Source organism: Antarctobacter sediminis (assembly GCF_019218285.1).
Lineage (GTDB): Bacteria > Pseudomonadota > Alphaproteobacteria > Rhodobacterales > Rhodobacteraceae > Antarctobacter > Antarctobacter sediminis.
In genome coordinates this window covers 1-26661 of sequence record NZ_JAHUZG010000001.1, presented here as the reverse complement: position 1 = coordinate 26661, position 26661 = coordinate 1, and the positions used below count along the sequence as shown (strand labels likewise).

Below are 26661 nucleotides of genomic sequence, written 5' to 3'. Positions count from 1 at the left end.
TCAGGGCCTGCTCAGTTCGTTGATTTCCAAGGGGGTCAGTTCGCGGCGGATGGGGTCATCCCACGGGGCCCCCTGCTTGACAAGGTCGAATGCACCGTCGCGCCCGACGAGGGTCAGGTCCGCGGCACGGGGAAAGGCGCAGCCCTTGGCACAGCCCGAGACATGCCAACGCTCGCCCTCTGGGACATGGGCGGCAAGGGTCCGGGCCAAGGCGCGGGTGGGTACGCTGGCCTGTGGACAGCCGGGCGCGCCGGTGCAGGCCTCGATCCGGCGGATCGGATCGCGCGGATCGGTGACAAGACCGGGATGATTCACCGTCGCGACGCCCGGCAGATAGACCATGCGGAACGGGGTGACACGGATTTCGTCGGCCCGGTCGGCCAGATGGCGCAGCGCCTCGGCGCTGAACAGGCCAAAGGGAGCCGCCACGCAAAGTCCCGTGGCCAAAGGTCCCGGCTCGGGGGCCGGGACGGGATCCGCCGGAGGCGTATCGCCCCGCAAGGCATCGGGCAGGATTGCGCCCGCCGCAAGATGCCGCGCCATGCGGCCGCGCCCGTCAGAACCGACGCCGCCGCTGTCGAGGAACCATTGCGCAATGGCCAGCGCCAGCGCCACAGCCTGCGCCTCGGCCACGGGGCGCCCGGTGGTCATGCCATCGGCGCGGACGATCACGCCGTCCCCCGCGCCTTCAATCCGGATGTCACCGCTGATCCCGTCCAGCCGCCGTTGCGGTCCGGGATCGACGGCAAAGCCGAATTTCCCCGGCAGCCGCGCGAAACGCGGATCGGCCAGCCCATCGTATAATGCTTCGGTGAACCCTTCGGCGCGGCGGTCCGCACCCGAAAACGGATCGAGGATCACGTTGCGCCGCGCCTCGCTCTCGGCATTTCCGGGCAAGAGACCCAAGGCCTCCAGCCCTTCGATCACACGGGCAAAGCCGTCATCCGTGACACCACGCAATTGCAGATTGGCCCGCGCCGTCGCCTCGACCACGCCGCTGCCAAGCCGCTCCGCCAGATCGGCCAGTCCACGCGCCTGATCCGCCATCAACCGCGCCAGATGGGGGCGCACCCGCACCACCAGCCCGTCGCCCGAGCGCATCGGGCGCCAGGCGCCGGGGCACCAGCCCTTGACCTCGGGCGCGCTCATTCCGCCGCCTCCAGCGCGGCAAGGATCGAGTTGCGCCGCGTCTGCCAAAGCCCCGCCGCATGCAGTGCCGCAAACCGCGCGCGCATGGCGGCCAGCGCCTCGGGGTTGGCCTGTTCAAGAAAGGCGGTCAACGCCTCGTTGCCCAGCGTGGCGTCATAATAGAGATCGAACAGATGCCCCGGAACCACGTCCGCCAGTTGCGCAAAAGCCGCCATGTTTTCCAGCGTCGCGGCGATCTCGGCCGCGCCGCGGAACCCGTGCCGCTGCATCCCGTCCAGCCAAGCCGGGTTTGCCGCACGCGCCTGCACGACACGCGCGATTTCCTCGGTCAACCCACGCGCCCTCGGGGCCGCCGGGTTGGTATTGTCCATGTGATACAGCGCGGCCTTGCCACCGGTCACGCCCTGCGCGGCGGCAAAGCCTGCCTCGTGGCTGGCATAATCCTCGGCCAGCAACAGGTCGGTTTCCGGCAGATCCTGAAGGTGGACAAAGGCATCCGCCGCACGCACCCTTTCCCGCAGGGTTTCGGCATCCTTCTGCCCCTCGCCCCGGTCATAGGCCCAGGCAGAGGCCGCCAGCCAGGCCTCGCCCGCCGCCTGCCGCCCGCCATCGGAATAATCGCCCATATGCGGGCCGATCCCAAGACCGAATGATCCCGGAGCGGGGCCAAAGACCCGCGCACCCGCCTGCCCCACGAAGGGGTTCCAGTCACGCGCTTCGTCCCGTTCGGCCAGCGCCTTGACCGCCTGACCAAACAGCACCGAAAGCGTCGGGAACACATCGCGGAACAGGCCCGAGACCCGCAGCGTAACGTCGATGCGCGGGCGTTCCAGCTCGGCGATCGGTATGATCTCGACCCCGCTGACGCGCTCGCTGCCCTTGTCCCAGACGGGCCGGACGCCCAGCAGGTGCAGTGCCATGGCGAATTCCTCGCCCGCCGTGCGCATCGTGGCCGATCCCCAAAGATCGACGATCAACCCCTTGGGCCAGTCGCCCTCGTCCTGCAAATGCCGCCGCACCAGTTCCTCGGCCAGCTTGACGCCCTGCGCATAGGCGCTCCGCGTCGGAACAGAGCGCGGGTCGGTGGTGAAAAGGTTCCGCCCGGTGGGCAGCACATCGGTCCGCCCCCGGTATGGCGACCCGGAGGGGCCCGAGGCGATGCGCTTGCCGTCCAGCGCGTCCAGCAGGGCCTGCCGTTCGGATCTTGCCGATGTCGCGACATCAAAGTTGCCCATGTCCTGTGGCACCCGGCCCCAGACATGCAATCCGTCACCGAACTGGCTTTCCTTCACATCGCAAACGAACCGGTCGATCCGCGTGATCGCCTCAGCCACAGAGGCCTCCGCCGTCAGGCCAAGATCTCCTTCGATACCAATCGCTTGCGCCTCTTCCCTAATGTCCTGCATCAGCCTGTCGCGCCGCCGAGGATCCAGTCCATCGGCGTTGGAAAACTCATCCAGCAGGCTTTCCAGGCGGGTCAGACGCTCGGGCGTGCCCGCCTCACGCAGTGGCGGCGGCACATGGCCCAGCGTCACCGCGCCGATGCGGCGTTTCGCCTGCGCCGCCTCGCCGGGGTCGTTGACGATGAACGGATAGATCACCGGCAGATTGCCGGTCAAAACCTCGGGCCAGCAGCCATCGGACAGCGCGACGGATTTGCCGGGCAGCCATTCCAGTGTGCCATGCGCGCCGATATGGATCAGCGCATCGCTGCGCTCTTGCAGCCACAGGTAAAAGGCCACGTAGGCGTGGCGCGGCACTCGGGACAGATCGTGATATTCCTCGTCCCTCAGCTTCGGCGTGCCGCGCTCCGGCTGCAAGGCGATCAGTGCCGCGCCCCGCGCGATGGCGCGAAAGGCAAAACCACCGTCGCGACAATCGGGATCCTCCTCCGGTGCGCCCCAAGCGGCCCAAAGATCGTCGCGCAGGCCTTTGGGCAAACGCGCAAGCGCCGCGCGATAGGCCCCCATCGGCCAGAACATCCGCGCCTCCCGCAGATCCTCCGCCGCCACGCCCGGCGTGACCGAATGCCCCGCCTCTGCAAGATCCGCAAGGATCGCATCGGCCGAGGCAAGCGCATCCAGCCCCACCGCATGCGCAAGGTTCCAGTCCCGCCCGGGATAGGTGGACAAAACCATGCTCAACCGCCGCGCATCCGCCGCCGTCCGGCCCAACGCAACCCAGCGCGCCACGCGGTCCGCCACGGCGCGCACCCGGTCCGCGTCGGGCACATGCGCCACGCGGGCGAATTGCAGATCCGGGTCCCGCACTTGCGGTTCCTTGAAAGACACCGCCCCGGTGAAAAGCCGCCCGTCCACCTCGGGCAAGACCACATGCATGGCAAGATCGGCAGGGGACAAACCACGCTCGGCCTCGTCCCATGCGGCCCGGGTCGAAGTCGACAGCGCCACCTGAAACACCGGCACGCCGCCCGCATCCAGCGGCGAGGTGCCCTGCGCGCCACGCCCGGAAAAGGCGGTGGCATTGACGATGGCGACGGGCGACAACGCCGCAACCTGCCGCGCCAGCCACCCCGCCGCATCGGGCGCCTTCAGGGACGGCGCAAACAGCCCCATGACCGAAAAACCGCGCTCCCACAGCGCGGTGCAAAGCGCTTCAACGGGCGCCAGATCCGCCGCCACAAGGTACGAGCGATAAAAAACCACAAGAACCAGCGGCCCCTGTTTCTTCTTGGCACAAATACTCTCGGGGGGGCTTGCCTCAGGCAAGCGGGGGGCAGACAGCCCCCCTCCACCACCGGCCACAGGCGCCAGCGCCAGAACCGGACAGCAGACACCGTGTTCCGGCAGCCAGCCACCCACCTGCGGCACATGTTTCGCGCCGCGCACCGGCGCCGCATAGAGACCCGCCGCAAGCGACATCTGCGCCAGCGCCGCCTGCGCGGCCACGGCCCCGCCGGCGTCACAAAGGTGTTGCAGTCGCCGCAGCGTCGATACCGGCAGGGTCGAAACCTCATCCAGACGCGCATCTGCCCGCCCGTCGGCGGGCAGAACCGCCAGCGCAATACCCTTTTGCTGGGCCAGCGCGGCAATCTGCTGGATTCCGTAGGACCAGTAGGGAACGCCCCCGATGAGACGGATCAGGATGCCCTTGGCCCCTTCCAGCGTCTGTTCGACATAGGTGTCCACCGACAGTGGATGTTTCAGCGCCGCGATATTGGCCAGCCGCAAACCCGGCATCCGACCATCCCGGCCGCCGCCGCGTTCCCACCCGGCGGCAAAGGCCCCAAGATCGGAATCCGAAAAGGACAGCACCACCAGATCCGCCGGGCTTTGCGCCAGGTCGGTGGGGGTCTCGGTCTCTTCTAACCCGTGGCTTTCGCGAAAGAGGACGTGCATCGGAATCTCGGCCCGGCGGGGATGCCCCCGCCCTTACTCGGCCGCCTCGGTCGCAACACCCAGAACCGCGCGGATCGCATCGGGACGGATGTCGTCATGTTCCGCGATCACCACAAGTCGGCCCTGCCGGTCCTCTCCCGGTTTCCACGGCCGGTCGAACTGATGCCGGACCCGTGCGCCCACCGCCTGTACCAGCAGGCGCATGGGTTTGCCCGCAACGCTGGCATACCCCTTGACCCGCAGGATGTTCTGGCTGTTGGCCAGTTCCTCGATCCGCGCGACAAGCTCTGCCGGATCGGCCAGTTCGGGGATGTCGACCACGATGGATTCAAAATCGTCATGCTCATGGTCGTCATGCCCGTCGTGATGCGAGGGACGCGCGTCCATGTCATCCTCGGCTGCAGCCTCCAGCCCAAGGATCACCCGGGGATCGACCACGCCTTCGGCCACTTCGATCACCGGCAGCGGGCGCGGTGCCTCTGCGGCGATGATTTCTTTGGCCTTTGCCACGCCTTCGGGGCCGGCCAGATCGGGCTTGGTCAACAGGACGATGTCCGCGCAGGAAATCTGATCCTCGAATACCTCCGACAGCGGCGTTTCGTGGTCCAGAGAATCGTCGGCAAGGCGCTGCGCGTCCACCTTTTCCACGTCCGGCGCAAACCGGCCCGAGGCCACGGCCTCGGCATCGGCCAGCGCGATCACGCCGTCGACGGTGATCTTGGACCGGATGTCGGGCCAGTCAAAGGCTTTCAGCAGCGGCTTCGGCAAGGCCAGTCCCGAGGTCTCGATCAGGATATGTTCCGGGCGCGGCTCCAACGCCATCAGCGCCTCGATCGTGGGAATGAAATCATCGGCCACGGTGCAGCAGATACAGCCGTTCGCCAGTTCCATGATGTTTTCCGCCGGACAATCGGGAATGGCGCAGCCCTTGAGGATTTCCCCGTCAACGCCCACGTCGCCAAACTCATTGACCACGACAGCAAGGCGCTTGCCGCCCGGGTTCTGCATGAGGTGCGAGATCAGCGTCGTCTTGCCCGAGCCAAGAAAGCCGGTGATCACGGTGACGGGAAGCTTGGCGAGATCGGTCATGTCTTGTCCTCTTCGGGCGTGTCTGTCGTCTCGGGCGGGATGCGCGCGATGCAGTTGCGTTTGAAGTGTTCCGGGCGCGACCGCCACGGGATCACCCCGTCCTCGGCCGCATGATATAGCGCCATCCCCTCGACCAGCAGGTCCGGATGCGACGCTTCGTGCAGGTTTCCGTATACGTAGGTCCACCGCCGCGGCCCACCGCGCATGGCGACGGAACAGCCGTGGTCGCAGTTTTGCAGGCATTCCACCGGCGTCAGAATCACGCCTTCGGGAAGGTCGCGGGCGGCGACGGCGTCAAACAGGCGCTGGCCGGGACGAATGCCGCCCTCCGGCGTTTCCTCGCCACGGCGGCATTTGACGCAGACCATCAGTTCCACGGGCGCGGTCATGCGTCCGTCCCCTGATGGCGGCATGTGTCTTGAACAGTCATCTTCACCTCCTCCGGGGCACCCCGCCCGGTCTCAAAGTTTCACCTCTCACGATGGCAGGTCTCCTGGCTCGCGGGTCGCGGCCCCCCCGCGCCTTCCCGGCCGGTTGGCCAGTGGCACGTTTGCGAAGGGGCTCACCGCTTACAGTTGCGGGGGCAGCCGCGGGGTTTCACCGCGTTCCCTGTTTACCTCCCCGGACGCCCCGGGGAACCATCGTGACGGTCGTGGTGCGCCAGTCGCGCCGCCTTGTCAATCGCGAAGCACGTTGACGGGGCGCGACACGGATGCAATTCCTCGCGGGATTGCACAAAGGAGCGCGCCATGGACGAGATCACCGCCCGCCACAATGAAAAGATGCGCCGCATCAAGGCCGCCCGGGACGAGATGATGAAGACCAAGACCGAGGAAAAAGGTCTGATCATGGTTCATACCGGCAAGGGCAAGGGCAAAAGCTCGGCCGGATTCGGCATGATCATGCGCTGCATCGCCCATCAGATGCCCTGCGCCGTGGTGCAATTCATCAAGGGCAACTGGGACACCGGCGAAAAGACGTTCCTGCGGGAACGGTTTGCCGACGAATGCCGGTTCTTCGTCTCCGGCGAAGGTTTCACCTGGGAAACCCAGGATCGCGAGCGCGACATTGCCGCTGCACAGAATGGCTGGAAAATCGCCAAGGAACAGATTCTGGACCCTGAGATCCAGTTCGTTCTTTTGGACGAAATCAACATCGCCCTGCGCTATGACTATATCGACATCGACGAGGTGGTCGATTTCCTGCTGCATCAGAAGCCGCGCATGACCCATGTCTGCCTGACCGGCCGCAACGCCAAGCCCGAGTTGATCGAAGCCGCCGATCTGGTGACCGAGATGGAACTGATCAAACACCCCTTCCGCGACGGCGTAAAAGCCCAGCAGGGCGTGGAGTTCTGACCCTTCATGCCTGCTCCGGACCACATGCCGGCCCAGCTTCGGACATACCGCCTGACGGCCTTGCGGGGTGTACCCGCCCCGAAGCTACGGATCGCGCTTTTTGCCGATCTGCATGCCGCAGAGCCGCATATGGGGATGTTGCGGATCGAGTCTTTGGTCAAACAGACCAATGCCTTGAAGGCTGATGTGATCTTGCTGCTGGGCGACTATGTCGGCCACCACATAGGCGGGCGCGACCTAACCCCGGCCGAAGTGGCGGGCGCATTGGCCAAGTTGCAGGCGCCGCTTGGCGTCTTCGCCGTCTTTGGAAATCACGACTGGCGCGACGACCCCGAAGCCCAGAGGTCTGGGCAGCCGACCAAATGGCATCACGCGCTGGACGAGGCCGGGATCACGATTCTGAGCAACGAACTGGTCCGGATGAAGGTTGGCGGCAGATCCATCAATCTCGTCGGGATCGAGTCCCAGCGCGCGCTGCAAACCTTCTGGAAACGAAGGCCAGAGGGGTTCGACGATCTGGATGCGGTCCTGCCCAACCTAGACCCGGCGCAGTTCACGATCCTCATGGCGCATGAACCGGACATCTTTGCGAACCTTCCCGACCATATCGACCTGACGGTATCGGGCCATACACATGGCGGTCAGGTTGCGCCCTTCGGTCGTCCCATCGTTGTGCCTTCGAAATACGGACGCCGCTTTGCCTATGGCCATCATGTAGAAAACGCCCGGCAACTGGTGGTTTCGGGGGGATTGGGCTATTCGGGTTTGCCAATCCGTATCGGGCGCCCGCCCGAAATTGTTCTGGTGGACATGACATGAGCCGCGCCGACCGCCTTCCCCCTGCGAGCCCCTGCGTCGCGCGCTGTGTGATCGACGAGGCGGCAAACTTGTGCACCGGCTGCGCCCGCAGCCTTGACGAGATCGCCGTCTGGGGCAGCGCCTCGGATGCATTCCGGGCGCAGGTCTGGGCCGACCTGCCCGAACGGGCGGCGCGGCTGGGCCTGAAAACGCGGCGCTTGTCATGGCAGGGCGACACCATCCTGACCGAAGTCGCCCATCGCATCAGCGATTTGGGCGCTCGTCTCGTCGCCGGGATCTGGGGTGCTTCGGGAGAAGTATCGCGCCTGCCCGGCGCCCCCTGCGACGTGCGGATCGGGGACGGCGTGCTGACCCTTGGCCTGCCCGACGCGGCCTTGCGGCTGGAGGCGACGCGTTACCTGACCGCCTTTGAAATCGACCGGCCCGATGCGCCGAAGGTGATCGCGCTGGCGGTGCCGGTGGGACGCGCCTTTCGCGACAGGCCCGCTGCGCTGACAGCGCTGGGGCCGGACGACGGGGCGCTTTTGCCGCGTGACGCCCTTGGTGCGCGCTTTGACCTTGGCCTTGGCCAGCGAGCCGCCCGATTCACCGTGCGCTGTGACGCGCCTTTGGCCGCGACACTGGCCCGTACCGAGGGGACCGGCTGGCCCGATCACCTTGGCCGGACAGGTCTGGCCCTGCGCGATGCCGCCCCGGTGCGGGTGATCGAAACCCCCTGCCTGCGGATCGAGATCGACGCGCCGATCCCGCCCGCGGACGGCGCTTCGCCCACCGGACCGCATACGCATCTCTTGCCGGACCACGTGGCGCAGGGGATGGAAACGCCTCCGACCGTGCCCATGCCAACCGGCTATGTGGCGACCGCATTGATCTATCCGCGATGAACATCGACCTTGTCGTCTGGGATTTCGACGGCGTTCTGAATGCCGAGTCCAAGCGCGATCCCTTTGGCTGGGTGGCGCGACTGGACCGCGATCTTGGCCTGTCTCCGCGCGCCTTTCGCGCCTTGCTGGATCAACCGGGCATCGGGCGGCGCGTTCTGAAAGGAGAGGTTCATCTGCGCGATGTGCTGGCCGACTGGCTGACCACGCAAAAAACCGAGGTGACAGCCGAGGCCCTGCTGGCGCATTGGCTGGCCTCCGAGGACCGCCGCGATCCGCAGGTGACGGACTGGCTGATCCGCAGCCCGCAGCGCGCCGTGATCGGTACCAATAATCCGGTGCCCCGCGCCGAATATATCATGCAGACCGTGGGCCTGGACGCCCATGTCGAAAGGATATTTGCCTCGGGTGCGATGGGCGCGGCAAAACCTGACGCCGGATTCTTTGCACAAATCGAACATTGGGCCGCGTTGGTCCCGTCAAATATCCTCCTGATCGACGACAATCGCGACAATATCGCTGCTGCCGCCAAACGCGGGTGGCAGGTTTTCCACTTTGCAGAACATACGCGGGATCAACTGCCCGCCAGACTGGGGGTCACACCATGAGCCGCGCCATCATGATCCAGGGCACCGGGTCCAACGTGGGCAAATCCATGCTTGTGGCCGGTCTGTGCCGTGCTGCCCGTCGGCGCGGCCTGTCGGTCGCCCCGTTCAAACCGCAAAACATGTCGAACAACGCCGCCGTAACATCGGACGGAGGAGAGATCGGGCGCGCGCAGGCCTTGCAGGCGCTGGCCTGCGGCTTGCCCCTGCACACGGACATGAACCCGGTTTTGCTCAAGCCGGAAACGGATGTGGGCGCGCAGGTAGTTGTTCAGGGCAAGCGGCTGACAACCGCAAAGGCGCGGGACTACGCGAAGTTGAAGCCGCAACTCCTTGTCTCTGTTATGGAAAGTTTCGGCCGCCTGAAGGGTGCGCATGATCTTGTGATCGTGGAAGGCGCAGGCAGCCCGGCCGAGGTCAACCTGCGCAAGGGGGACATCGCCAACATGGGCTTTGCCGAGGCCGCTGGCGTGCCGGTCATCCTCGCCGGTGACATTGACCGTGGCGGCGTCATCGCGCAGATCGTCGGCACGCAGGCGATCCTTGATCCGGCAGATGAAAAACGAATTTCCGGTTTTGTTATCAACAAGTTCCGAGGCGATCCTCGCCTGTTCGACGATGGTTATGCGCTGATCGAACAGCGCACCGGCTGGCAGGGTTTCGGCGTCGCACCATGGTTCCCCGAGGCCTGGCGCCTGCCTGCCGAAGATGCGCTGGACGTGAACGCCCCTGACCGGACCGAGGGGCTGCATATCGTCTGTCTTTGCCTGTCGCGGATGGCGAATTTCGACGATCTGGACCCGCTGGCTCAGGAACCGGGCGTGCGGCTGACCATGTTGCGCCGCGGGCAGCCGATTCCCGGTGACGCGGACCTCGTGATCTTGCCCGGCAGCAAATCCACCCGTGGCGATCTGGCTTTTCTGCGTGAACAGGGCTGGGACATAGATCTTGCCGCGCACCACCGGCGCGGCGGGCACATCCTTGGTATCTGCGGCGGTTACCAGATGCTGGGCACCGGCGTGGATGACCCGCAGGGAATCGAAGGCCCGGCGGGCCGCGACCCCGGTCTTGGCTTCTTGCAGGTGGAAACCGTCATGACGCCGCAGAAATCCCTGACCGAGGTCCGCGCCACCCACGCTGGCACCGGCGCGGGGTTCGACGGGTATGAAATCCACATCGGCCGCAGCGACGGCCCGGACCGCACCCGCCCCTTTGCCCATGTGGACGGCGCGCCCGAAGGTGCAATCAGCGGCGATGGCCGCGTCATGGGCAGCTATCTGCACGGCATGTTCCGCGACGATGGCTTTCGCGCGGCATGGTTGGCCGGGTTCGGCGTCAGCGCCACCGCCTCCTACGATGCCGAGGTCGAGGCCACGCTGGAGGCGCTGGCCGATCACCTTGAGCAACATCTGGATGTGGACGGCCTGCTTGCAGCCGCGCGCTAGGGCCTAGCCCCCCAGCGCCGTTTCCAGCCGGGTCCAATCCGCCACGGTCCCCGGCAGGCCCAGCCGCAGCCAGCCCTTGGAATAGGGAAAGGCGCGAGTCCAGATATGGGCCTGTGCAAGCCTGTCTTGCGCGGCAAGGGCATCGCCTGTGTCATAGGTCCGGAACAGCACCGTCCCGCCCACCAGCGTCCAGCCCGCCGCCTTGGCCAAGGCATCCATCCGCACAGCGTCCTGCGCCAGCCGACCGATCATGGCCTCTTGCCACGCGCTGTCCGCCAGTGCCGCGCGCCCCGCCGCGATGGCTGGCCCGCTGACCGCCCATGGCCCGGCAAGGCGGCGCATCTCTCCGACAATCGGTGATGGCCCTAGAGCAAAACCAAGGCGCAGCCCCGCCAGACCGAAGAACTTGCCAAAAGAGCGCAGCACAAGGATCGACACCCCGCCCGGCAGCCGATCCATATAGGGGATCAGCGAGTATTCCGGCGCAGGATCGGCAAAGCTTTCGTCCACGACCAGCAGTCCGACGTCCTTTGACAGGTCGATCAGGTCCTCCGGCGTCCAGAAACGCCCGTCAGGGTTGTTGGGATTCACCACCACGCCAAGGGCTGCGCCTTTCAGCTCCGCGATGTCGGAAACTTGCGTGACGCTCCAGCCCTGCGCCTGCAACGCACCGGCGTGTTCATTATAGGTCGGCCCGACGACACGCGCCTCACGCGCGGGGCCAAGGCGCGGAACCAGTTGGATCGCGGCCTGCGCACCCGCCAGCGCCACGCAATCCACCGACGGGTGGGCGCGATAGGCCTTGCGCGCCGTGGTTTCCAGCGCGGCAAGATCGGCCGAAGTCGGCAAAGCCCCCAAGGCACGCGGCGACAGATCCGGCATCGGATAGGGGCTGGCATTTATACCCGTGGACAGGTCCAGCCAGTCGCCCTCGCCATACCGGGTCATCGCCCGGTCCAAATCGCCGCCGTGATCGCGCATGCCGCCTCTCAGAGTATCGCCAGCCCGAACAGGACCGCGCCGCACAGAAACATCGCCCGCACATAGAGCGCAAGTCCCCGACTGATCGACCCGGCGTCGGGATCCGCCGCTGCGCCGTTCACCCAAGGTTCGTCCGCCACGCGGTCGCCATAGATGCGCGGCCCCGACAGGCGCACCGCCAGCCCACCAGCCAGCGCGGCCTCGGGCCAGCCGGCATTGGGTGACCGGTGGTGGCGCGCGTCGCGCCGCACGGTCTGCATGGCTGTCACGACACGGCCAGAGGCCAGAGCAAAGAACAGCCCGGTCAGCCGTGAGGGGATCAGGTTCACTAGGTCGTCCAACCGCGCGGCGGTCTTGCCGAAATATTCATAGCGGTCGTTGCGGTGGCCGATCATGGAATCCATCGTGTTGATCGCCTTGTAAGCCACGATCCCCGGCAGCCCCGCCACCACCCCCCAGAACAGCGGTGCCACGATGCCGTCCGAACTGTTTTCGGCAAGGCTTTCCAGCGCGGCGCGGCCGACGCCCGCCTCGTCCAGCGTGCTGGGGTCGCGCCCCACGATCATCGACAAGGCATGGCGGGCCCCCGTCAGATCCCCCTTGGCCAGCGGGTGCAGCACCTCGGCCACGTGATCGTACATCGACCGAACCGCAATCAGGGGCCAGGCCAGCAGGCCCAACAGGACGACACCCGGCCACCCCGCACCCAAAAGCAGGCTCAGCAACAATGCGGGCGTGACCGAAACCACAAGCACCACCAGCACCACCAATGCGCCAAGGATCATGCGGCGTCCTTCGCTGTCCCGGTTCCAACGGCGCTCGAGAAAGGAAATCAGCCCTCCGATCCAAACCACGGGATGCGACAGGCGGCGATACAGCGCCCCCGGCCACCCCAGCAGCGCATCCACGACGAAGCCGATCAGCATCACCTGCGCAAAGATCACGCCTCACCTCCGGTTCTGAACCGCAGCACATTGCCGAACCCGGCCCGGCGCAACCGGGTTTCGGCCCCATCCGGCACGGTGCCCGGCGCATAGATCAGCGCCCGCGCCGGACCGGTATGCGCACGGGCAAAGCCCAGCGCGCCCAGTTCGACGGCAAGGCGTTCGGTCGGATCGCCCGCCGGTCCGCGCAGCGCGGTGCACCGCCGTGCGGACTCGCTGGCCAGTTGCGCCTTGCCCCGCAGGTCTGCGGCAGGCCATGCCTCGATCAGGTCGCGCACATCGGGAAAGCCCTCGTCAGCGGGATTGGTCCGCTCGGGTGGCCCCCAGAAACCGCCCAGCACCTCGCAGTTGGGCACCGGCCCCGTTTCGGCCAGCACTTCGCCCCGGCGCGAGGCCCAAAGCACCCTGTCCGGCGCGGGCCACATCAGCGGATCGCTGGCCCCCTCGACCGCAAGGCAGGCACGGGCGATGGCCGGGCTTTCCTTTCCGGCCAACCGCCCCAGCGCGACCAGCGCCGCGGTCGACATGCCCGCGCCGCCGCCCGGCGGGAAATCCGGCGTCACGTGGACCTGCCCCTGCAAATCACTGCCCAGTAGTTCGAAAAAGCGCGCGGCCTGATCAGGTTTCAGCACCGGTGGCACCCCCGCGACAGACAGCGGCCCCGCGTCATGGTGATCGACCGACACGCCCAGATCGGGACAGGCCATTGTGACCAGCACCACCGGCCCCTCGGGGCCGAACCGGCCCTGGATCCACTCTCCGAAATGCCCCGCGACAAAAACCATCGCTCAGAGCGGGCGCCAGTTCGTGGCGATCACGGACAAGCCGCCGGGATAGGCGCGCAACCGGGTCATCGACCACGGCGCGATCTCGAACGACAGCGCCGCAGGAACCGACCCAAGCGCCAGCGCCAGCGCCGCCCGTGCGGTGCCCGCATGGGCCACGACGGCCACGGAGCCACCCGCCCGCGCGCGATCGGCCAGTTGCTCCAGCGCCGGACGGACACGGGCAACCATATCGGCAAAACTCTCCCCGCCCGGCGGGCAATGGTTGGCCAGCGCCTCGGGCGTCAGATTGCCGATGTCGGGGATCTCGTCGAAGGTCAGACCTTCATGCGCGCCGAAATCCTGTTCCCACAGGCGTGCATCGGTTTCGGGTGCGGTTTCCGGCCAGATCGCCGCCGCCGTCTGGCGACAGCGCAGCGCCGGGCTGACCACTTTTTGCGCGACATGGGCCAGAAAGCCCTGCACCGGACGCCAAGCCGCAGGATCGCCGATACGGGCAGGCACATCGCTGCGCCCGCACAAACGCCCGCCGTGCAGCGCGGGCGCATGTCGAATCAGGATCAGTTCGGCGGCGTCAGGGGGCGTCATTTCAGGGCTTTTCAAGCAGAACGGCATATGCTTTGTCACGACCGCATGGGAAAGTCGATCCTCATCACGGGCGGCGCACGCTCGGGCAAAAGCCGTCTGGCAGAGCAGAAGACGCTCGCGCTGGGGCGGCCTGCGATCTACATCGCCACCGCCCAGGCCCATGACACCGAAATGGCCGACCGGATCGCGCTGCACCAATCGCGGCGCGACGCGGACTGGCGCACGATCGAGGCACCGCATGACCTGCCGCGTGCCCTGCGTGACAGCGACGGCGGCGCACCCCGGCTGGTGGATTGCCTGACGCTGTGGCTGACCAACCTGATGCTGGCCGAGGACGACTGGCGCGCGGCGCTGGACGACTTGGTGAATGCGATCCCCGAGCAAACCGCGCCGGTCATCTTTGTCACCAATGAGGTCGGCGCCGGGATCGTCCCCGAAAACGCCCTTGCCCGCGCCTTTCGTGACGCGGCGGGGCTGGTCAATCAACATATCGCCGAAGCCTGCGACGAATTGTGGTTCTGCGTCGCTGGTCACCCACTGAAGGTCAAACCTGCATGAACACCCTGCCCCTCGCCTCGCTGGACGCGGTCCGCTCTCTTGATCTTCCGGCCTATGACAGTGCCGCCGCCGAGGCCGCGACCGCGCGGCAGAAGGAACTGACCAAGCCGCCGGGGTCGCTGGGCCGGCTGGAGGAACTGGCCGCCTTCATGGCCGGCTGGCGCGGAACGGACCGCCCCCGCATCGACAAGGCGCAGGTGCTGGTCTTTGCCGGCAATCACGGCGTCTGCGCGCAGGGCGTCAACCCGTTCCCACAGGAAGTGACCGCGCAGATGGTGGCGAATTTCGCAGCCGGAGGGGCCGCGATCAACCAGCTGAGCAAGGCCGCCGGCGCGGATCTGGATGTCATCGCGCTGGACCTTGACCGGCCGACCCACGATTTCACAACCGGCCCCGCGATGGACGAGGCCGAATGCCTCGACGCTCTGCAACGCGGTGCGGCGGCGGTCGACCGCTCGGCCGACATCCTGTTGCTGGGCGAAATGGGCATCGGCAATTCGACCATCGCCGCCGCGCTGGCCATGGCGGCCTTTGGTGGCACCGCCCCCGACTGGGTCGGCCCCGGCACCGGCTCGGACGCCGACGGCATGAGCCTCAAGGCCCGCGTGGTCGCGGCAGGCGTCGAAAAGCACTCTGGCCTGTCGTCGATGATGCAGCTGGCGGCGCTTGGCGGCAGGGAACAGGCGGCGCTGTGCGGGGCCGTTCTGGCCGCGCGCATGGCACGAATCCCGGTCCTGCTGGACGGGTTCATCTGCACCGCGGCGGTGGCACCTTTGGCGGCGACCGACGCGGAGCTGCTGGCCCATTGCCTGATCGCCCATCAAAGCCGCGAACCGGGACACCGCAAGCTGGCCGAGGCCATGGGCAAGACACCGCTGCTGGACATGGGCATGGCGCTTGGCGAAGGCTCGGGCGCGGCGCTTGCCCTGCCGATCCTCAAAGGCGCGCTGGCCTGCCACAACGGCATGGCCACCTTCGCCGAAGCAGGCGTTTCCGGCGCATGACCATGGCCCGCCGCGTCGACGAACTGCGGCTGGCGATGATGATGCTGACGCGCCTGCCGATGGGGCAACTGCGGGATCCGGTTCCCACGTTGGCCGAGGCGCGCTGGGGCTTTCCCCTTGTCGGCCTGCCCATGGGCCTTGCCGCATGGGCCGGTTTCGCCGGGGCACAGGCGGTGGGCCTGCCGCCGCTTGCGGCGGCGCTGACCGCGCTGGCCTTGCTGGCCGTGCTGACCGGCGGGCTGCACCACGACGGATTTGCCGATTTCGCCGATGGTGCCGGGGGCCGCGACCGCGCCCACCGGCTGGAGATCATGCGCGACAGCCGCGTGGGCAGCTATGGCGTGATAGCGCTGATCTTTGCGGTTGGGCTTGCGGCCTCGGCGCTTGGCGCGCTGCCCGCCTTGCCGCTGGCCGGGTTTGTGCTTGTCTCGGTGGTCAGCCGTCTGGCCATGCTGGTGCTGCTGGACCTGTTGCCGCCCGCCCGTGCGGATGGCATGGGCCAGATGGCCGCCACGACGGACACCGCGCTGCCTTGGCGCGTCTGGCTGCCCAGCCTGATCGTGACCGCGGTCGCCGCCCTGTCCTTGGGCGGCGCGGCGCTGGTGGTTCTGCCGGTCATGGCCCTGGCGGCGGCGATTGTCGCGCAGCGCGCAAGGCAAAGGCTGGGCGGGCAAACCGGCGATGTTCTGGGCGCGGCGCAGCTTGGCTCGGAAACCGCGGGTTGGCTGGCTTTGGCCGCAGCCCTCTAGACCTATCGACGCGCGGCATCAGCCGGGATACCCAAGAGCCATGACCAAACCCCAAGACGCCCCGAAATCCTGTTGCACACCCGCCCGCCCCCAAACCGGCACGCCAGCCTCGAAAATCGCCCAAGGGGCACCGCGTCCCGACGCGGATGCGGTCCGCATTCCGGGCGGCAAGGCGCTGGTCGGCACAACCACCCCGCAGATCCCCGACGACGGCGAAAGCCCGCTGCGCGAAGCACGCGTCAAACCCTTTCTGATGGGTGCAACCAGCGTCACCAATGCCCAGTTCGACGCGTTTGTTTCCGCCACAGGATTTGTCACCGAGGCGGAACGCTTTGGCTGGTCCTTCGTGTTCCAGGACCAGGTGCCGGAACATGTGGGGCCCACGCGCGCTGTGGCGGCGGTGCAGTGGTGGCGGCAGGTTGAAGGTGCCAATTGGCGTGAGGTCAACGGGCCGGACACCCGTGCCGACGCATGGCATCCTGATCACCCGGTTGTGCATGTCTCGTGGAACGATGCCATGGCCTATGCCGCATGGGTCGGTGGCCGTCTGCCGACAGAGGCGGAATGGGAACATGCGGCGCGTGGCGGACTGGGCGATGTACGTTTTCCATGGGGCGATGCGGAACCCGACGACACGGATTTTCAGCCCTGCAATATCTGGCAAGGCCGGTTCCCGGACTTGAACAGCTGCGCTGACGGCTATCGCACAACCGCCCCCGCCCGCGCCTTTGAACCCAACGGTTATGGCCTGTACAACATGGCGGGCAATGTCTGGGAATGGACCGCCGATCCTTTCCGCATACGATCGCTCAAGAAACAGGTGAAGGCACGGCTTGAGGGGATGAAGGGGTACAAACTGTCCAAGGGCGGATCATTCCTCTGTCACCGCAGTTATTGCTATCGTTACCGGATCGCGGCCCGGTCCGGGACCTCGCCGGACAGTTCGACGACACATCAGGGGTTCCGCGTGGTCTGGTCCGCCTGACGCCGCGCCCCTCATTGCACTTGCAACAAGGGCGGGGCTACAGTGAATTCAATCGCCGTCACAGGGACACCGACATGAGCCGACCGACACCGCTTCCGGAGTTCGACCTTGGGCGTTTCACGCCTTACCGGCTTGCGGTCGCCGCCGAAAAGACTTCCGAGGCGCTGGCACGGCAGTACCGCGAGAAATTCGGCATCTCGATCCCGGAATGGCGGGTGCTAGTCCACTTGGCACAGCCGCTGGACGGCGCGGCCACGGTTTCGGTGCGCGACATCGAGGCCCGCGTAGCGATGGAGAAAAGCAAGGTCAGCCGCGCGGCGACCCGGCTGGAAACCGCAGGCTACATCGAAAAGGCGCAGGACGCGGGCGACCGACGGCTGGTCCGGCTGGCGCTGACTGACAAGGGACGCGCGTTGATGGCGGATCTGCTGCCCCTTGCCATGGCCTATCAGGCCGAGATCGAGCGGCGGCTTGGCAGCGCAATGGCCGAATTCGAGACCGGGCTGGATGCCATCCTGAACGACCTGTGACCCGGATCAGTCGAGGCGCAGCTTTGCCGCGCCCAAGGCACTGATCGCGACCATGACCGCCGCCGTGGCAAGACAGGCTGGCAAGCCACCCAACTGGTAGCTGAGCCCGGACAGCAGCGTCCCCAAGAGACGGCCCGCCGCATTGGCCATGTAGTAGAACCCCACATCCATCGTCACCCGCTCGCCCTTGGAAAAGGCAAGGATCAGGTAGCTGTGCAGCGATGAGTTCACCGCGAAAAGCGCGCCAAAGACCAGAAGGCCCGCGATGATCGTCCCCGTCAGCCAAGGTGCCGGTTCCCCGGTCACAAAGACCAGCACGGCCAGTAGCGCGGGCACCACGATCAGCGACAACGCCCAGTTGCGCGCAGCACCGACAATTTCGGCCCCCGGACGGCTGTCCGCGCCCAACGCCTTGGGCGCATAGGCCTGAACCGCGCCGTAAAGGATGGTCCAGACCGCCATGAAGCTGCCGATGGTGAAAAAGGCAAGGCGATTGCCCTCTTCGCTGCCATCGGACAGGACGGCATAGAAATAGACCGGGATACCGACCACGAACCAGACATCGCGCGCGCCGAACAGAAACACCCGCGCAGCCGACAGCCAATTCACGTTGCGGTCCTTGGAAAAGACCTCTTTGAACTTGGCGCCTTTCTTGCCGGAGGGCAGCCCGCCCGGCATCCGCAGGGCAAGCACCAGCAGCACCGCGCCCAGCACCGCCGCCATGCCAAGGACCGCCGGGACAAAGCCGAAGAGGGCCAGCATCGCCGCGCCGGAAAGAAAGCCCAGCCCCTTGATCGCGTTCTTGGACCCAGTCAGCACCGCAACCCATTTGAACAAGCCGCCCTGCCCCGAGGGGGCCAAAAGCTTGACCGCCGATTTGGCAGACATCTTGGACAGGTCCTTGGCCACGCCGGACAGGCCCTGCACCGCCATGACAAAAATGACCGATCCGGTCAGGCTCCATGCCGGATCGAGCTGAGCGAGCGCCAATAGCGCGATGACCTGCAAGGAAAGGCCCGCGTAGAGCGTCGAGGTCAGGCCGAAACGCGCCGCGATCCAGCCCGCCGAGAGATTGGTGACAATCCCGGCGAATTCATAGAGCAGGAACAGATAGGCAAGCTGCACCGGCGAAAAGCCCAGCGTGTGGAAATGCAACAGCACCAGCATCCGCAAGGCCCCGTCGGTGAGCATGAAGGCCCAATAGGCCGCGGTGACGGCGATATAGGCGGCCAGCCCTTCCGGGCGGTGCGAGGTGGTGTCGGTCATGTCCGGACTCCGGTCAGGCGGTTGGGGTCGAGGGGCGCTGCCCCTCTTGGCCTGCGGCCAATTCACCCCGGGATATTTTCAGACAGAAGAAGCGCCGAAGGCGGTTGCGCCTTTCAGAGGCTTTTGCCGACCATATGGGCCACGTCCACGAGCCGATATGCATAGCCCCATTCGTTGTCATACCAGGCGTAGATCTTTACCTGGGTGCCATTGACCACCATGGTCGAGGGCGCATCGACGATCGAAGAGCGCGGGTCATTGGTGTAGTCGGTGGAGACCAGCGGGCGCTCTTCATAGCCGAGAATGTCCTTCAATTCGCCTTCGGCGGCGGATTTGAACAGGGCGTTGACCTCTTCGGCGGTGGTCGGCTTTTCGACCTCGAAGACGCAATCGGTCAGCGAGGCGTTGAGCAGTGGTACCCGCACGGCATGGCCGTTCAGGCGGCCCTTGAGTTCCGGATAGATCAGCGTGATCGCCGTGGCGGACCCGGTGGTCGTGGGGATCAGCGAGTTCAGCGCCGATCGCGCGCGGCGCAGATCCTTGGCGGGGCGGTCGACAATGGTCTGGGTGTTGGTCACATCATGGATCGTGGTGATCGAACCGTGTTTGATGCCGAGGTTTTCGTGGATGACCTTGACCACCGGCGCGAGGCAGTTGGTGGTGCAGGAGGCCGCCGTGACGATCCTGTGTTCATCCGCTTTGTAGATGTCGTCGTTCACGCCGTAGACGATATTGACCGCGCCGCCGTCCTTGACCGGGGCGGACACCACCACCTTTTTCACGCCGCGTTCGAAATAGGGCGCGATACGGTCGGCGGTCTTGAAATAGCCGGTGCAGTCGATGACCACATCGATCCCTTCGAGCGGCAGGTCGTCGAGGCTGCGCGAACCATAGACCGGGATGCGCGTGCCGTTGATGGTGATGCTGTCCGCGTCGGCGCTGAAATCGGCGTCCCAGCGGCCATGGACGGTATCGAATTCCAGCAAATGCGCATGCATGGCCGGATCCCCCACCGCGTCGTTCAGAAAGGCGATGTTGTCGCCTGCTTCGAGCATGGGTTTGACGATCAGCTTGCCGATGCGGCCAAGCCCGTTGATGGCGTAGGTGGTCATGCGAGGTCTTCCGTCTTGGCGATGTCGTCGATCCGGGCTTGCAGGCTTTCGCGGTCGAGCGTTTCGATGGGCAGCGAGGTAAAGGACTGAATGCGGTTGCGCAGCGCGCCGTAGACCTGCTGGAACGCCAGTTGTTTCTCGGCGTCGGTGCCTTCGGCCTTGACCGGGTCGGGCTGGCCCCAGTGGCCGGTCATGGGCTGGCCCGGCCAAGGCGGGCATTCCTCATTTGCGGCGCGGTCGCAGACGGTAAAGACAAAATCGAGTCGCGGCGCGTCCGTGCCCTGAAATTCTTTGATGTTCTTCGAGCGCAGGCCAGAGATGTCGTGCCCTTTGTCGCGAAGCACGGCAAGCGCGCGATCGTTCAGTTCGCTGGTCGGGCGGGTGCCGGCCGAGAAGGCTTGAAACCGGTCACCTGCCAGTTCACGCAGCAGCGTTTCGGCAAAGATCGAACGGGCGGAATTGCCCGTGCAGATGAAAAGGACATTGTATTTACGGTCGGCCATTGAAGCTTCCTGAAGCGTGAGGGGCAGGCAGATTTCTGGACGGCCGCGGCAGCAGTCGGCCCCCAGAAAGGACAGCAGGCGCCCTGCGCCACCGGTGTCGGCGGCATAGAGCAAGGAGGTGCCGTGACGCGTCTGGGTGACCAGACCCGCGCCGCGCAGCTGCGAAAGCGCGGCCGACAGGGAAGAGGGCGCAAGACCAAGCGCGATTGCCAGTTCGCCGGCCGGAACGGCATCGGGATAGCGGCGCATCAACAGGCGAAACACGTCGAGGCGGCGGCTGTTGGCAAGGGCAGAGAGGGCATTGAGCGATTCTTCTTTCATATTTCCGGAAATACGGAATTATATTTTCTCCCGCAACCCTTTATTTCCGGATTTTCGGAAATAAAGCGATTTCATCGGGAAATGCTGCCCCGGACCCTTGGCAGTCTTTCATGAAAACATGTTAGGACGATGACACTTCTGCCCTTCCGGCAGGTTTCCTGGAGGATTCCGATGGCCCGACGCGCCCCTTTTGCCCGCTGGCTGAACGACACCAACGATGTGACGCAAACCTTCCTTGCCGCCGGGGCCATTCCCGATCTGGTGAACCTGGCAGGCGGATTGCCTGATCCGTCGACATGGCCGGTTGCGGAACTGGCGGATTTTGCCGGGCGGGCAGTGTCGAACCATACGCAGGACAGCCTTGGCTATTCGCCCATCGACGGTCTGAATGCCCTGCGCGACCGCATCGCCGCGATGTACAGCAAGGGCGCGTTGCATCTGACGCGCGACAACGTGCTGATCACCACCGCAGGCATGCAGGGGCTGGAACTGGTGGGCAAGGTCCTGCTGAATCCGGGCGAAGTGATTGCCGCGCAATCCCCGGCCTATCTGGGGGCCATCGACGCGTGGAAACCGCGCGAGCCCCAATATCGCGCCATGGCGCTGGAGGATCCGGCCTGCGATCCCCGCACGGCGATGGCCGGAGCGCAGTTTGCCTATACCGTGCCGAACTTTTCCAATCCGTCCGGCCGGCTGGTCCCGCTGGACCAACGGCACGCCCTGCTGGCGGCGGCGCGGGACACGGGCTGTTGGCTGGTCGAGGATGATCCCTATGGGCACCTCTATTACGACGGCACACCCCTGCACCACATGCTGGACCTGTCGGCCACCGGGGCCGATGTCTATGACGGGCCGGTGATCTACCTTGGCACCTTCTCCAAGCAGTTGGCGCCGGGCTTGCGGGTCGGGTGGGTCATTGCCGCGCCAGAGGTCATCACCGCCATGACCACGGCCAAACAGGGATCGGACATGTTCACCAGCGGGCTGACCCAACACGTGGCGCTGGCGGCGCTGGAGCAGGACTTGCCCAACCGACTGCTGCCCGAGGTGCTGAACCTGTACCGCAGCCGTCGCGACGCGCTTTGCACGGCAATGGCAGCGGATCTGTCGGAGCTGTTCACATGGGAGGTGCCCACGGGCGGCATGTTCGTCTGGGCCGTGGCCCACGACCCTGCGCTGAATACCGACCGGCTGATGAAGACGGGTCTTGATCATGGGGTCTGTGTGTCGCCCTCCAGCGTCTTTGACCCGCTGGGCCGCGACCGCCGGGCGATCCGGATCAATTTCACACTGAACCCGCCCGAGGTTCTGGCCGAGGGGATCAGACGGCTGGCGGTGGCCACCCGGGCCGAACTGACCCGCGCTGCATAAGGGATGCGCGGCGGGGCACCGTCCCGCCTGATCGGGCTGTGACCGGCGGGAACATGCCCGGGTTAATCCGGCCTTAAACATTCCGTATTCAAAATATCTCACGATTCGAATATCAATGACGGGCGCATAGGTGCCCGATCGAGACAAGGAATGTGAGATGACATGTAAAACCACCCTCGCCGCGGCCCTGGGCCTTGTGCTGATGTCCGGCGCGGCACTGGCATCGCACGCGAACCCATGGGCCACCGCCGACGATACGGTGCTGGAAAAGTACCATGACGCCAATCAGGCCAAAAGCATCGGCACTCCAGGCGAAGACGAGATGCGCGGCGCGATGACCCGCAAAGCACGTGGCAAGCTGGAAGACCCGCAAGGCGGAACCGGTGGCGGTGGCGGCAACGGCGATCGCAAGGGGCGCCGCTGACCCAAAGGCAAAAGGCCGCGCAGATCGCGCGGCCTTTTCCTTTTTCGCCCCTGCGCCGTGCTCAGGCCAGCGACGGCAGCCACAGAACGATGCCCGGAAAGGCCACCAACAGCGCAATCGTCACCGCATCGGCCACGAAAAACGGTGTGACCCCCCGGAACACATCCTGCACCGACAGTTCGGGCCGCACCCCTGCCACAACAAAGCAGTTCAGCCCGATGGGCGGCGTGATCAGGCAAAACTCCGCCATCTTGACCACAAGGATGCCGAACCAGATGGCGCACATCGGGCCGGACATGCCAAAGGCCGCCTCTTCGGCGCTGACGAAGGGGCCGCCGTTCAGAGCCATGATCGCCGGATAGACCACCGGCAGCGTCAACAACAACATCCCGATGGCATCCATGAACATGCCCAAAACCGCGTAGGCCAAAAGGATGCAGACAAGGATCAGCATCGGCGAATAGGGCAAGGCAGTCAGCCAGTCGCTGAACGCCGAGGGCAAATCCGCGAAACCAAGGAAGCGCACGTAGATCAGCACGCCCCAGATGATGCTGAAGATCATGATCGACAGCTTTGCCGTCTCGACCAGCGCGTCTTTCAACTCGCGCAGACGCATCCCCCGGTACAACGCCATGAGAAAGACGATGAAGGCTCCGATGGCCCCGCCCTCGGTCGGCGTGCCCCAACTGTCCCCTCCGAAGGGATTGTAGACAAAGAAGATGATGATCACGACCACCGCCACGATGGGCAACGCCGGAGGCAGGCTGACCAGCCGCTCACGCCAGGTAAAGCCCCCGACCGGCGGGCCGAACCCCTTGATGGTCAAGGCCAGCCCGACGATCAGCAGGCCGTAGATCACCGCCGAAAAGAGCCCGGGTATGAACCCGGCCAGCAACAGCTTGCCCACGTCCTGTTCCACGATGATGGCATAGATCACCAGAATGGCCGAGGGCGGGATCAACGAGGCCAGCGTACCGCCCGCCGCAACGACCCCGGCGGCAAACCGCTTGTCATAACCGACCTTCAGCATTTCGGGGATGGCGATCCGGGCAAAGACCGCCGCCGTCGCGACGCTTGCCCCGGACACCGCCGCGAACCCCGCCGTCGCAAACACAGTCGAGACCGCCAATCCGCCCGGCACCCATGCGATCCAGCGTTTTGCCGCCTCGAACAGCGCGCGGGTCAGCCCCGCGTAATAGGCAAGATAGCCGATCAAGATAAAGGTCGGGATCAGCGACAAAGCCTGCGAGGCCACCTTGCCATGCGGCACCTGCCCCGCGGTCTTGACCGCCACGCCAAGCGCCCAGCCAAAGTCTTCGGGATCGTATCCTTTCTTCGACCAGAAGATCCAGATCAGCCCGATCAGCCCCGCCATGGCGGCGGCAAAGGCCACCCGCATTCCGAGCACAACCATGACCAGCAGCCCGCCAGTCACCCACAAACCGATTTCAATCGATGTCATTGGTCATGCCCCTGTACCTGATCCGCCTCGGCCGCGGCCTGTTCGGCCGCAGACATTACCAAGGGCACGGCCACCGGTTCGCTCAGCCCCAGCACAATGGCGCGGCCATAGGCCACCAGTTGCAGGACCAGCCGCAGGCAGATCACCGCAAAGGCCACCGGAACCACCAGCTTGGCGGGCCAGATCGGAAGGCCAAGGTCGATCGAACTGTCCCGGCTCCAGTTCGGTTTGGAGAAATCAAAGCTGCGGTCGAAATGGGCCCATGTCCCCCAGACCAGCAGCACCATCAGCACGAGGATGAGGAAAGTGGTGATGAACTCGGCGATCCACAGCGCTCGCCCCTTCAGCGCGCCCACCACGATGTCCATGCGGATATGTCCGCCCGACCGCTGAACGTACGAGATGCCAAAGATGGCGATGAAGGGCATCGCCGCCTCGATCCAGTCGACATATCCCCTGAGCGGCTCGTTAAAGAAATTGCGTCCCGAAACGGAAACGACAGCAAGGCACATCAGCGCAAAAGCACCGATACCAGAGACAAGGGCCATGCCCCACTCCAGCCGCGCAAGGCCGCGGTCCAGCCGCGACAACAGGCTGTCGTCTTCGAGGACGGAAGCATGTCCCGCCATCGCTCACCCCCTGTATTATTATTGTTGCTCCCCTCCCGGCCCCGCACCGGGATGCTGCCGGACCGTCAGGTCCGGCAAGAGGCCCCGGCGCAAGGCCGGGGCAGGAAGCGCCAAGCTCAGTTCGAGGCCCGCGCCGCTTCGAGCGTGGAGAAGACAAGGTCATACAGTTCTTGCGCGGGCAGGCCCTGCGCGCTCATGTCCTTGATCCATGCGTCGTGGATGGGCTTGCCGGCCACGTCGCGGAACTTGGCCAGTTCGTCATCCGAGATCATGACCTTCTGTACGTTCTTTTCGGCCAGCACCTCATCCCAGCGCTGCAACAGCTTGCCGTAGTTCTCGAGGTAAAAGGCGATCGCCTCGTCCACGGATTCATCCAGCGCAGCCCGGTGATCGTCCGGCAGGCCGTCATAGGCATCGATATTGACCACGATGGGGCAGTTCACGGTGCCCGGGTTGAGGTTTGCCGTCCACCAATCCGCCTGATTGATGGTGCCAAAGGACAGATGCGCGTGCTGCGCAAAGGCCACCGTATCAACGACGCCGGAGTCCATCGCCTGATAGGCCTCGGACGAGGTCACGCTGGTCGGCACACCGCCAACCGCCGAAAACGCCTTGCCCAGACCGCCGGTCGCACGGACACGCATGCCGTCGAACTCCGCCAGTTCGTCACGCGGTTCGCCGGTGCCGACAAGGTTGTATTGCGGCATGGGCGAGGTCATCAGCATCTTGGCGTTCCATTGGGCCATTTCCTCGGCAACCGCCGGGTGACCATAGATCGCGTGGCTGACGGCCACTTCTTCTTCCAGTGTCGCAACCCCAAGGAAGGGCAGTTCCAGAACGGTAATCGCGCGGTTCTTGTCCGGGTGATAACCGGCGCAGAACTGAGCCATTTCGAAGGCACCGATGGAAATCCCGTCAAGGTTCTCGCGGTTCTTGGACAGACCGCCATACGAGATATTCATGGTGAATTCGCCACCCGTCTTTTCGGACACCAGCTCTGCGATCTTGTGCAAGTGTTCGGTGAAAGCGCGGCGCGATCCCCATGTGGAAACATTCCATTCCGTCGCCGCCGCCTGAGTGGCCAGCGTCGCCGCGATGGTGGTTGCCAGTAGTTTGGCCGTGATGTTGGACATGTCATCCTCCCCTTTTTTCAGTAGAGCGGTATCTTCCGCCTCGCGGGGAGGTTAGCCGAAAGCCCTGCCGGTTCAAGGGGCTTGCCCCGAAGGAGATTCGGAAGGGCGAGCGCTAACACTCGGTATACAAGCGCATACCGCATCCTTTTGTCACACCGCCGTGATCGGCCGACTCTCCCTGCGGATGTACGGCAAGCCCTTTTCCACAGCCTGCGACAACATCGACAGCCGCTTATGAAAACAAGGCACTTGCAAGGATCTGGGCAAATTTGTTTACGATTTTCAACCCTTACCTGAAAAGGATTTACAGCTAAATCATTCATAACGCTAACATTATTTCTTTCTTTTGCAGATCGCGTATTCTCCGGGTTGAATGCGGTGACGCCGGGTCACGGACCACCGCCGGATCACTACGGAGAGGGAGCTCCTTTCATGACCGAACAGACCAAACCCGAGACCGGCAACCCCGTTTATCCGCCCTCGGCAGAGCTTGCGCAGCAGTCGCATGTTGATGCGGAGCGTTACGAAGAGATGTATGCGCGTTCGGTTTCGGATCCCGAGGGGTTCTGGGCGGAGCAGGCGCAGCGTCTGGACTGGATGAAGGCCCCGAC

General features: G+C 65.2%; 27 protein-coding genes and 1 riboswitch. Of the genes, 13 read left to right on the top strand and 14 right to left on the bottom strand.

Features of this window, described 5'->3' with window-relative positions; all coding sequences use genetic code 11:
* Genes cobG through KJP30_RS00120 form a run of 4 tightly spaced genes read right to left on the bottom strand, consistent with a single transcriptional unit; the run spans position 1 to position 5986 of the window.
* The gene (gene cobG, locus KJP30_RS00135; RefSeq protein WP_218446938.1) at positions 1-1149 is read right to left on the bottom strand and encodes a precorrin-3B synthase; all 1149 of its coding nucleotides are present in this window, start codon (positions 1147-1149) and stop codon (positions 1-3) included.
* The gene (gene cobN / locus KJP30_RS00130) at positions 1146-4508 is read right to left on the bottom strand and encodes a cobaltochelatase subunit CobN (protein ID WP_218446937.1); all 3363 of its coding nucleotides are present in this window, start codon (positions 4506-4508) and stop codon (positions 1146-1148) included. Before cobN ends, cobG begins: the two co-directional genes overlap by 4 nt.
* Before the next feature lie 33 nt (positions 4509-4541).
* On the bottom strand, positions 4542-5597 hold the full coding sequence (gene cobW / locus KJP30_RS00125) for a cobalamin biosynthesis protein CobW (protein ID WP_218446936.1): 1056 nt from the start codon (positions 5595-5597) through the stop codon (positions 4542-4544).
* The gene (locus tag KJP30_RS00120; RefSeq protein ID WP_218446935.1) at positions 5594-5986 is read right to left on the bottom strand and encodes a DUF1636 family protein; all 393 of its coding nucleotides are present in this window, start codon (positions 5984-5986) and stop codon (positions 5594-5596) included. Before KJP30_RS00120 ends, cobW begins: the two co-directional genes overlap by 4 nt.
* A 77-nt stretch (positions 5987-6063) precedes the next feature.
* Positions 6064-6255: riboswitch (cobalamin riboswitch) on the bottom strand.
* 91 nt (positions 6256-6346) lie between these two features.
* On the opposite strand from KJP30_RS00120, the gene cobO reads away from it, so the two are divergent.
* From cobO to KJP30_RS00095, 5 genes are read left to right on the top strand one after another with little or no spacing between them, the layout of a single operon-like run.
* Entirely contained in the window at positions 6347-6955 is a 609-nt protein-coding gene (gene cobO / locus KJP30_RS00115; RefSeq protein WP_218446934.1) for a cob(I)yrinic acid a,c-diamide adenosyltransferase, read from the top strand.
* Between the two features lie 24 nt (positions 6956-6979).
* Positions 6980-7774: a metallophosphoesterase gene (locus tag KJP30_RS00110; RefSeq protein WP_218446933.1), complete on the top strand. Its 795-nt coding sequence runs from the start codon at positions 6980-6982 to the stop codon at positions 7772-7774.
* Positions 7771-8658, top strand: coding sequence for a DUF1289 domain-containing protein (locus tag KJP30_RS00105; protein ID WP_218446932.1), 888 nt, complete (start codon positions 7771-7773; stop codon positions 8656-8658). The genes KJP30_RS00110 and KJP30_RS00105 overlap by 4 nt, the downstream gene beginning before the upstream one ends.
* A complete protein-coding gene (locus KJP30_RS00100; protein ID WP_218446931.1) occupies positions 8655-9263 on the top strand; it encodes an HAD family hydrolase in 609 nt (202 codons plus the stop codon). The genes KJP30_RS00105 and KJP30_RS00100 overlap by 4 nt, the downstream gene beginning before the upstream one ends.
* Positions 9260-10705 (top strand): cobyric acid synthase, encoded by a 1446-nt coding sequence (locus KJP30_RS00095; protein ID WP_218446930.1) that lies wholly within the window; start codon positions 9260-9262, stop codon positions 10703-10705. Before KJP30_RS00100 ends, KJP30_RS00095 begins: the two co-directional genes overlap by 4 nt.
* A gap of 3 nt (positions 10706-10708) precedes the next feature.
* On the opposite strand, the gene cobD is transcribed toward KJP30_RS00095, so the two are convergent.
* The 4 genes from cobD to KJP30_RS00075 are packed head-to-tail and all read right to left on the bottom strand — an operon-like array spanning position 10709 to position 14003.
* Positions 10709-11686, bottom strand: a complete 978-nt coding sequence (gene cobD, locus KJP30_RS00090; RefSeq protein ID WP_218446929.1) for a threonine-phosphate decarboxylase CobD — start codon at positions 11684-11686, stop codon at positions 10709-10711.
* 8 nt (positions 11687-11694) lie between these two features.
* A complete protein-coding gene (gene cbiB / locus KJP30_RS00085) occupies positions 11695-12630 on the bottom strand; it encodes an adenosylcobinamide-phosphate synthase CbiB (RefSeq protein ID WP_343222722.1) in 936 nt (311 codons plus the stop codon).
* A complete protein-coding gene (locus tag KJP30_RS00080) occupies positions 12627-13415 on the bottom strand; it encodes a propanediol utilization protein (RefSeq protein WP_218446928.1) in 789 nt (262 codons plus the stop codon). The genes cbiB and KJP30_RS00080 overlap by 4 nt, the downstream gene beginning before the upstream one ends.
* A 3-nt stretch (positions 13416-13418) precedes the next feature.
* The gene (locus KJP30_RS00075) at positions 13419-14003 is read right to left on the bottom strand and encodes a histidine phosphatase family protein (protein WP_218446927.1); all 585 of its coding nucleotides are present in this window, start codon (positions 14001-14003) and stop codon (positions 13419-13421) included.
* A 45-nt stretch (positions 14004-14048) separates the two neighbouring features.
* On the opposite strand from KJP30_RS00075, the gene cobU reads away from it, so the two are divergent.
* From cobU to KJP30_RS00050, 5 genes are all read left to right on the top strand, one after another.
* The gene (gene cobU, locus KJP30_RS00070; RefSeq protein WP_218446926.1) at positions 14049-14561 is read left to right on the top strand and encodes a bifunctional adenosylcobinamide kinase/adenosylcobinamide-phosphate guanylyltransferase; all 513 of its coding nucleotides are present in this window, start codon (positions 14049-14051) and stop codon (positions 14559-14561) included.
* Positions 14558-15565 carry a nicotinate-nucleotide--dimethylbenzimidazole phosphoribosyltransferase gene (gene cobT / locus KJP30_RS00065; RefSeq protein WP_218446925.1) on the top strand — a complete coding sequence of 336 codons (1008 nt, stop codon included), beginning with the start codon at positions 14558-14560 and terminating at the stop codon, positions 15563-15565. The genes cobU and cobT overlap by 4 nt, the downstream gene beginning before the upstream one ends.
* Complete coding sequence (gene cobS / locus KJP30_RS00060; RefSeq protein WP_246594314.1) at positions 15562-16314, top strand: adenosylcobinamide-GDP ribazoletransferase; 753 nt, start codon at positions 15562-15564, stop codon at positions 16312-16314. The genes cobT and cobS overlap by 4 nt, the downstream gene beginning before the upstream one ends.
* A 40-nt stretch (positions 16315-16354) precedes the next feature.
* Complete coding sequence (locus tag KJP30_RS00055) at positions 16355-17299, top strand: formylglycine-generating enzyme family protein (RefSeq protein ID WP_218446924.1); 945 nt, start codon at positions 16355-16357, stop codon at positions 17297-17299.
* 74 nt (positions 17300-17373) lie between these two features.
* Positions 17374-17829 carry a MarR family winged helix-turn-helix transcriptional regulator gene (locus KJP30_RS00050; RefSeq protein WP_218446923.1) on the top strand — a complete coding sequence of 152 codons (456 nt, stop codon included), beginning with the start codon at positions 17374-17376 and terminating at the stop codon, positions 17827-17829.
* Between the two features lie 6 nt (positions 17830-17835).
* Here KJP30_RS00050 and arsJ read toward each other — a convergent pair whose 3' ends face one another.
* The 3 genes from arsJ to KJP30_RS00035 form a co-directional block, all read right to left on the bottom strand.
* Positions 17836-19095: an organoarsenical effux MFS transporter ArsJ gene (arsJ, locus tag KJP30_RS00045; RefSeq protein WP_218446922.1), complete on the bottom strand. Its 1260-nt coding sequence runs from the start codon at positions 19093-19095 to the stop codon at positions 17836-17838.
* 113 nt (positions 19096-19208) lie between these two features.
* Complete coding sequence (locus KJP30_RS00040; protein ID WP_218446921.1) at positions 19209-20207, bottom strand: ArsJ-associated glyceraldehyde-3-phosphate dehydrogenase; 999 nt, start codon at positions 20205-20207, stop codon at positions 19209-19211.
* On the bottom strand, positions 20204-21031 hold the full coding sequence (locus tag KJP30_RS00035) for an arsenate reductase/protein-tyrosine-phosphatase family protein (RefSeq protein WP_218446920.1): 828 nt from the start codon (positions 21029-21031) through the stop codon (positions 20204-20206). Before KJP30_RS00035 ends, KJP30_RS00040 begins: the two co-directional genes overlap by 4 nt.
* A gap of 171 nt (positions 21032-21202) precedes the next feature.
* Here KJP30_RS00035 and KJP30_RS00030 point away from each other — a divergent pair, with 171 nt between their 5' ends.
* Positions 21203-22402, top strand: coding sequence for an aminotransferase-like domain-containing protein (locus KJP30_RS00030; protein ID WP_218446919.1), 1200 nt, complete (start codon positions 21203-21205; stop codon positions 22400-22402).
* 157 nt (positions 22403-22559) lie between these two features.
* Positions 22560-22826, top strand: a complete 267-nt coding sequence (locus tag KJP30_RS00025; protein WP_218446918.1) for a hypothetical protein — start codon at positions 22560-22562, stop codon at positions 22824-22826.
* Positions 22827-22887: 61 nt separating this feature from the next.
* On the opposite strand, the gene KJP30_RS00020 is transcribed toward KJP30_RS00025, so the two are convergent.
* The 3 genes from KJP30_RS00020 to dctP form a co-directional block, all read right to left on the bottom strand.
* Entirely contained in the window at positions 22888-24288 is a 1401-nt protein-coding gene (locus KJP30_RS00020; RefSeq protein WP_218446917.1) for a TRAP transporter large permease, read from the bottom strand.
* On the bottom strand, positions 24285-24917 hold the full coding sequence (locus KJP30_RS00015) for a TRAP transporter small permease subunit (RefSeq protein ID WP_218446916.1): 633 nt from the start codon (positions 24915-24917) through the stop codon (positions 24285-24287). The genes KJP30_RS00020 and KJP30_RS00015 overlap by 4 nt, the downstream gene beginning before the upstream one ends.
* Before the next feature lie 116 nt (positions 24918-25033).
* The gene (gene dctP, locus KJP30_RS00010) at positions 25034-26050 is read right to left on the bottom strand and encodes a TRAP transporter substrate-binding protein DctP (RefSeq protein WP_218446915.1); all 1017 of its coding nucleotides are present in this window, start codon (positions 26048-26050) and stop codon (positions 25034-25036) included.
* 432 nt (positions 26051-26482) lie between these two features.
* On the opposite strand from dctP, the gene KJP30_RS00005 reads away from it, so the two are divergent.
* Positions 26483-26661: acetyl-coenzyme A synthetase N-terminal domain-containing protein (locus KJP30_RS00005; RefSeq protein ID WP_218448382.1), on the top strand; the 179-nt coding region annotated here is incomplete at its 3' end.

Bases quoted from the DNA above. Each gene is read 5' to 3' on its own strand.
- cobG (WP_218446938.1), bottom strand. From the start codon at position 1,149: ATGAGCGCGCCCGAGGTCAAGGGCTGGTGCCCCGGCGCCTGGCGCCCG.
- cobN (WP_218446937.1), bottom strand. From the start codon at position 4,508: ATGCACGTCCTCTTTCGCGAAAGCCACGGGTTAGAAGAGACCGAGACC.
- cobW (WP_218446936.1), bottom strand. From the start codon at position 5,597: ATGACCGATCTCGCCAAGCTTCCCGTCACCGTGATCACCGGCTTTCTT.
- KJP30_RS00120 (WP_218446935.1), bottom strand. From the start codon at position 5,986: ATGACCGCGCCCGTGGAACTGATGGTCTGCGTCAAATGCCGCCGTGGC.
- cobO (WP_218446934.1), top strand. From the start codon at position 6,347: ATGGACGAGATCACCGCCCGCCACAATGAAAAGATGCGCCGCATCAAG.
- KJP30_RS00110 (WP_218446933.1), top strand. From the start codon at position 6,980: ATGCCGGCCCAGCTTCGGACATACCGCCTGACGGCCTTGCGGGGTGTA.
- KJP30_RS00105 (WP_218446932.1), top strand. From the start codon at position 7,771: ATGAGCCGCGCCGACCGCCTTCCCCCTGCGAGCCCCTGCGTCGCGCGC.
- KJP30_RS00100 (WP_218446931.1), top strand. From the start codon at position 8,655: ATGAACATCGACCTTGTCGTCTGGGATTTCGACGGCGTTCTGAATGCC.
- KJP30_RS00095 (WP_218446930.1), top strand. From the start codon at position 9,260: ATGAGCCGCGCCATCATGATCCAGGGCACCGGGTCCAACGTGGGCAAA.
- cobD (WP_218446929.1), bottom strand. From the start codon at position 11,686: ATGCGCGATCACGGCGGCGATTTGGACCGGGCGATGACCCGGTATGGC.
- KJP30_RS00080 (WP_218446928.1), bottom strand. From the start codon at position 13,415: ATGGTTTTTGTCGCGGGGCATTTCGGAGAGTGGATCCAGGGCCGGTTC.
- KJP30_RS00075 (WP_218446927.1), bottom strand. From the start codon at position 14,003: ATGACGCCCCCTGACGCCGCCGAACTGATCCTGATTCGACATGCGCCC.
- cobU (WP_218446926.1), top strand. From the start codon at position 14,049: ATGGGAAAGTCGATCCTCATCACGGGCGGCGCACGCTCGGGCAAAAGC.
- cobT (WP_218446925.1), top strand. From the start codon at position 14,558: ATGAACACCCTGCCCCTCGCCTCGCTGGACGCGGTCCGCTCTCTTGAT.
- cobS (WP_246594314.1), top strand. From the start codon at position 15,562: ATGACCATGGCCCGCCGCGTCGACGAACTGCGGCTGGCGATGATGATG.
- KJP30_RS00055 (WP_218446924.1), top strand. From the start codon at position 16,355: ATGACCAAACCCCAAGACGCCCCGAAATCCTGTTGCACACCCGCCCGC.
- KJP30_RS00050 (WP_218446923.1), top strand. From the start codon at position 17,374: ATGAGCCGACCGACACCGCTTCCGGAGTTCGACCTTGGGCGTTTCACG.
- arsJ (WP_218446922.1), bottom strand. From the start codon at position 19,095: ATGACCGACACCACCTCGCACCGCCCGGAAGGGCTGGCCGCCTATATC.
- KJP30_RS00040 (WP_218446921.1), bottom strand. From the start codon at position 20,207: ATGACCACCTACGCCATCAACGGGCTTGGCCGCATCGGCAAGCTGATC.
- KJP30_RS00035 (WP_218446920.1), bottom strand. From the start codon at position 21,031: ATGAAAGAAGAATCGCTCAATGCCCTCTCTGCCCTTGCCAACAGCCGC.
- KJP30_RS00030 (WP_218446919.1), top strand. From the start codon at position 21,203: ATGGCCCGACGCGCCCCTTTTGCCCGCTGGCTGAACGACACCAACGAT.
- KJP30_RS00025 (WP_218446918.1), top strand. From the start codon at position 22,560: ATGACATGTAAAACCACCCTCGCCGCGGCCCTGGGCCTTGTGCTGATG.
- KJP30_RS00020 (WP_218446917.1), bottom strand. From the start codon at position 24,288: ATGACATCGATTGAAATCGGTTTGTGGGTGACTGGCGGGCTGCTGGTC.
- KJP30_RS00015 (WP_218446916.1), bottom strand. From the start codon at position 24,917: ATGGCGGGACATGCTTCCGTCCTCGAAGACGACAGCCTGTTGTCGCGG.
- dctP (WP_218446915.1), bottom strand. From the start codon at position 26,050: ATGTCCAACATCACGGCCAAACTACTGGCAACCACCATCGCGGCGACG.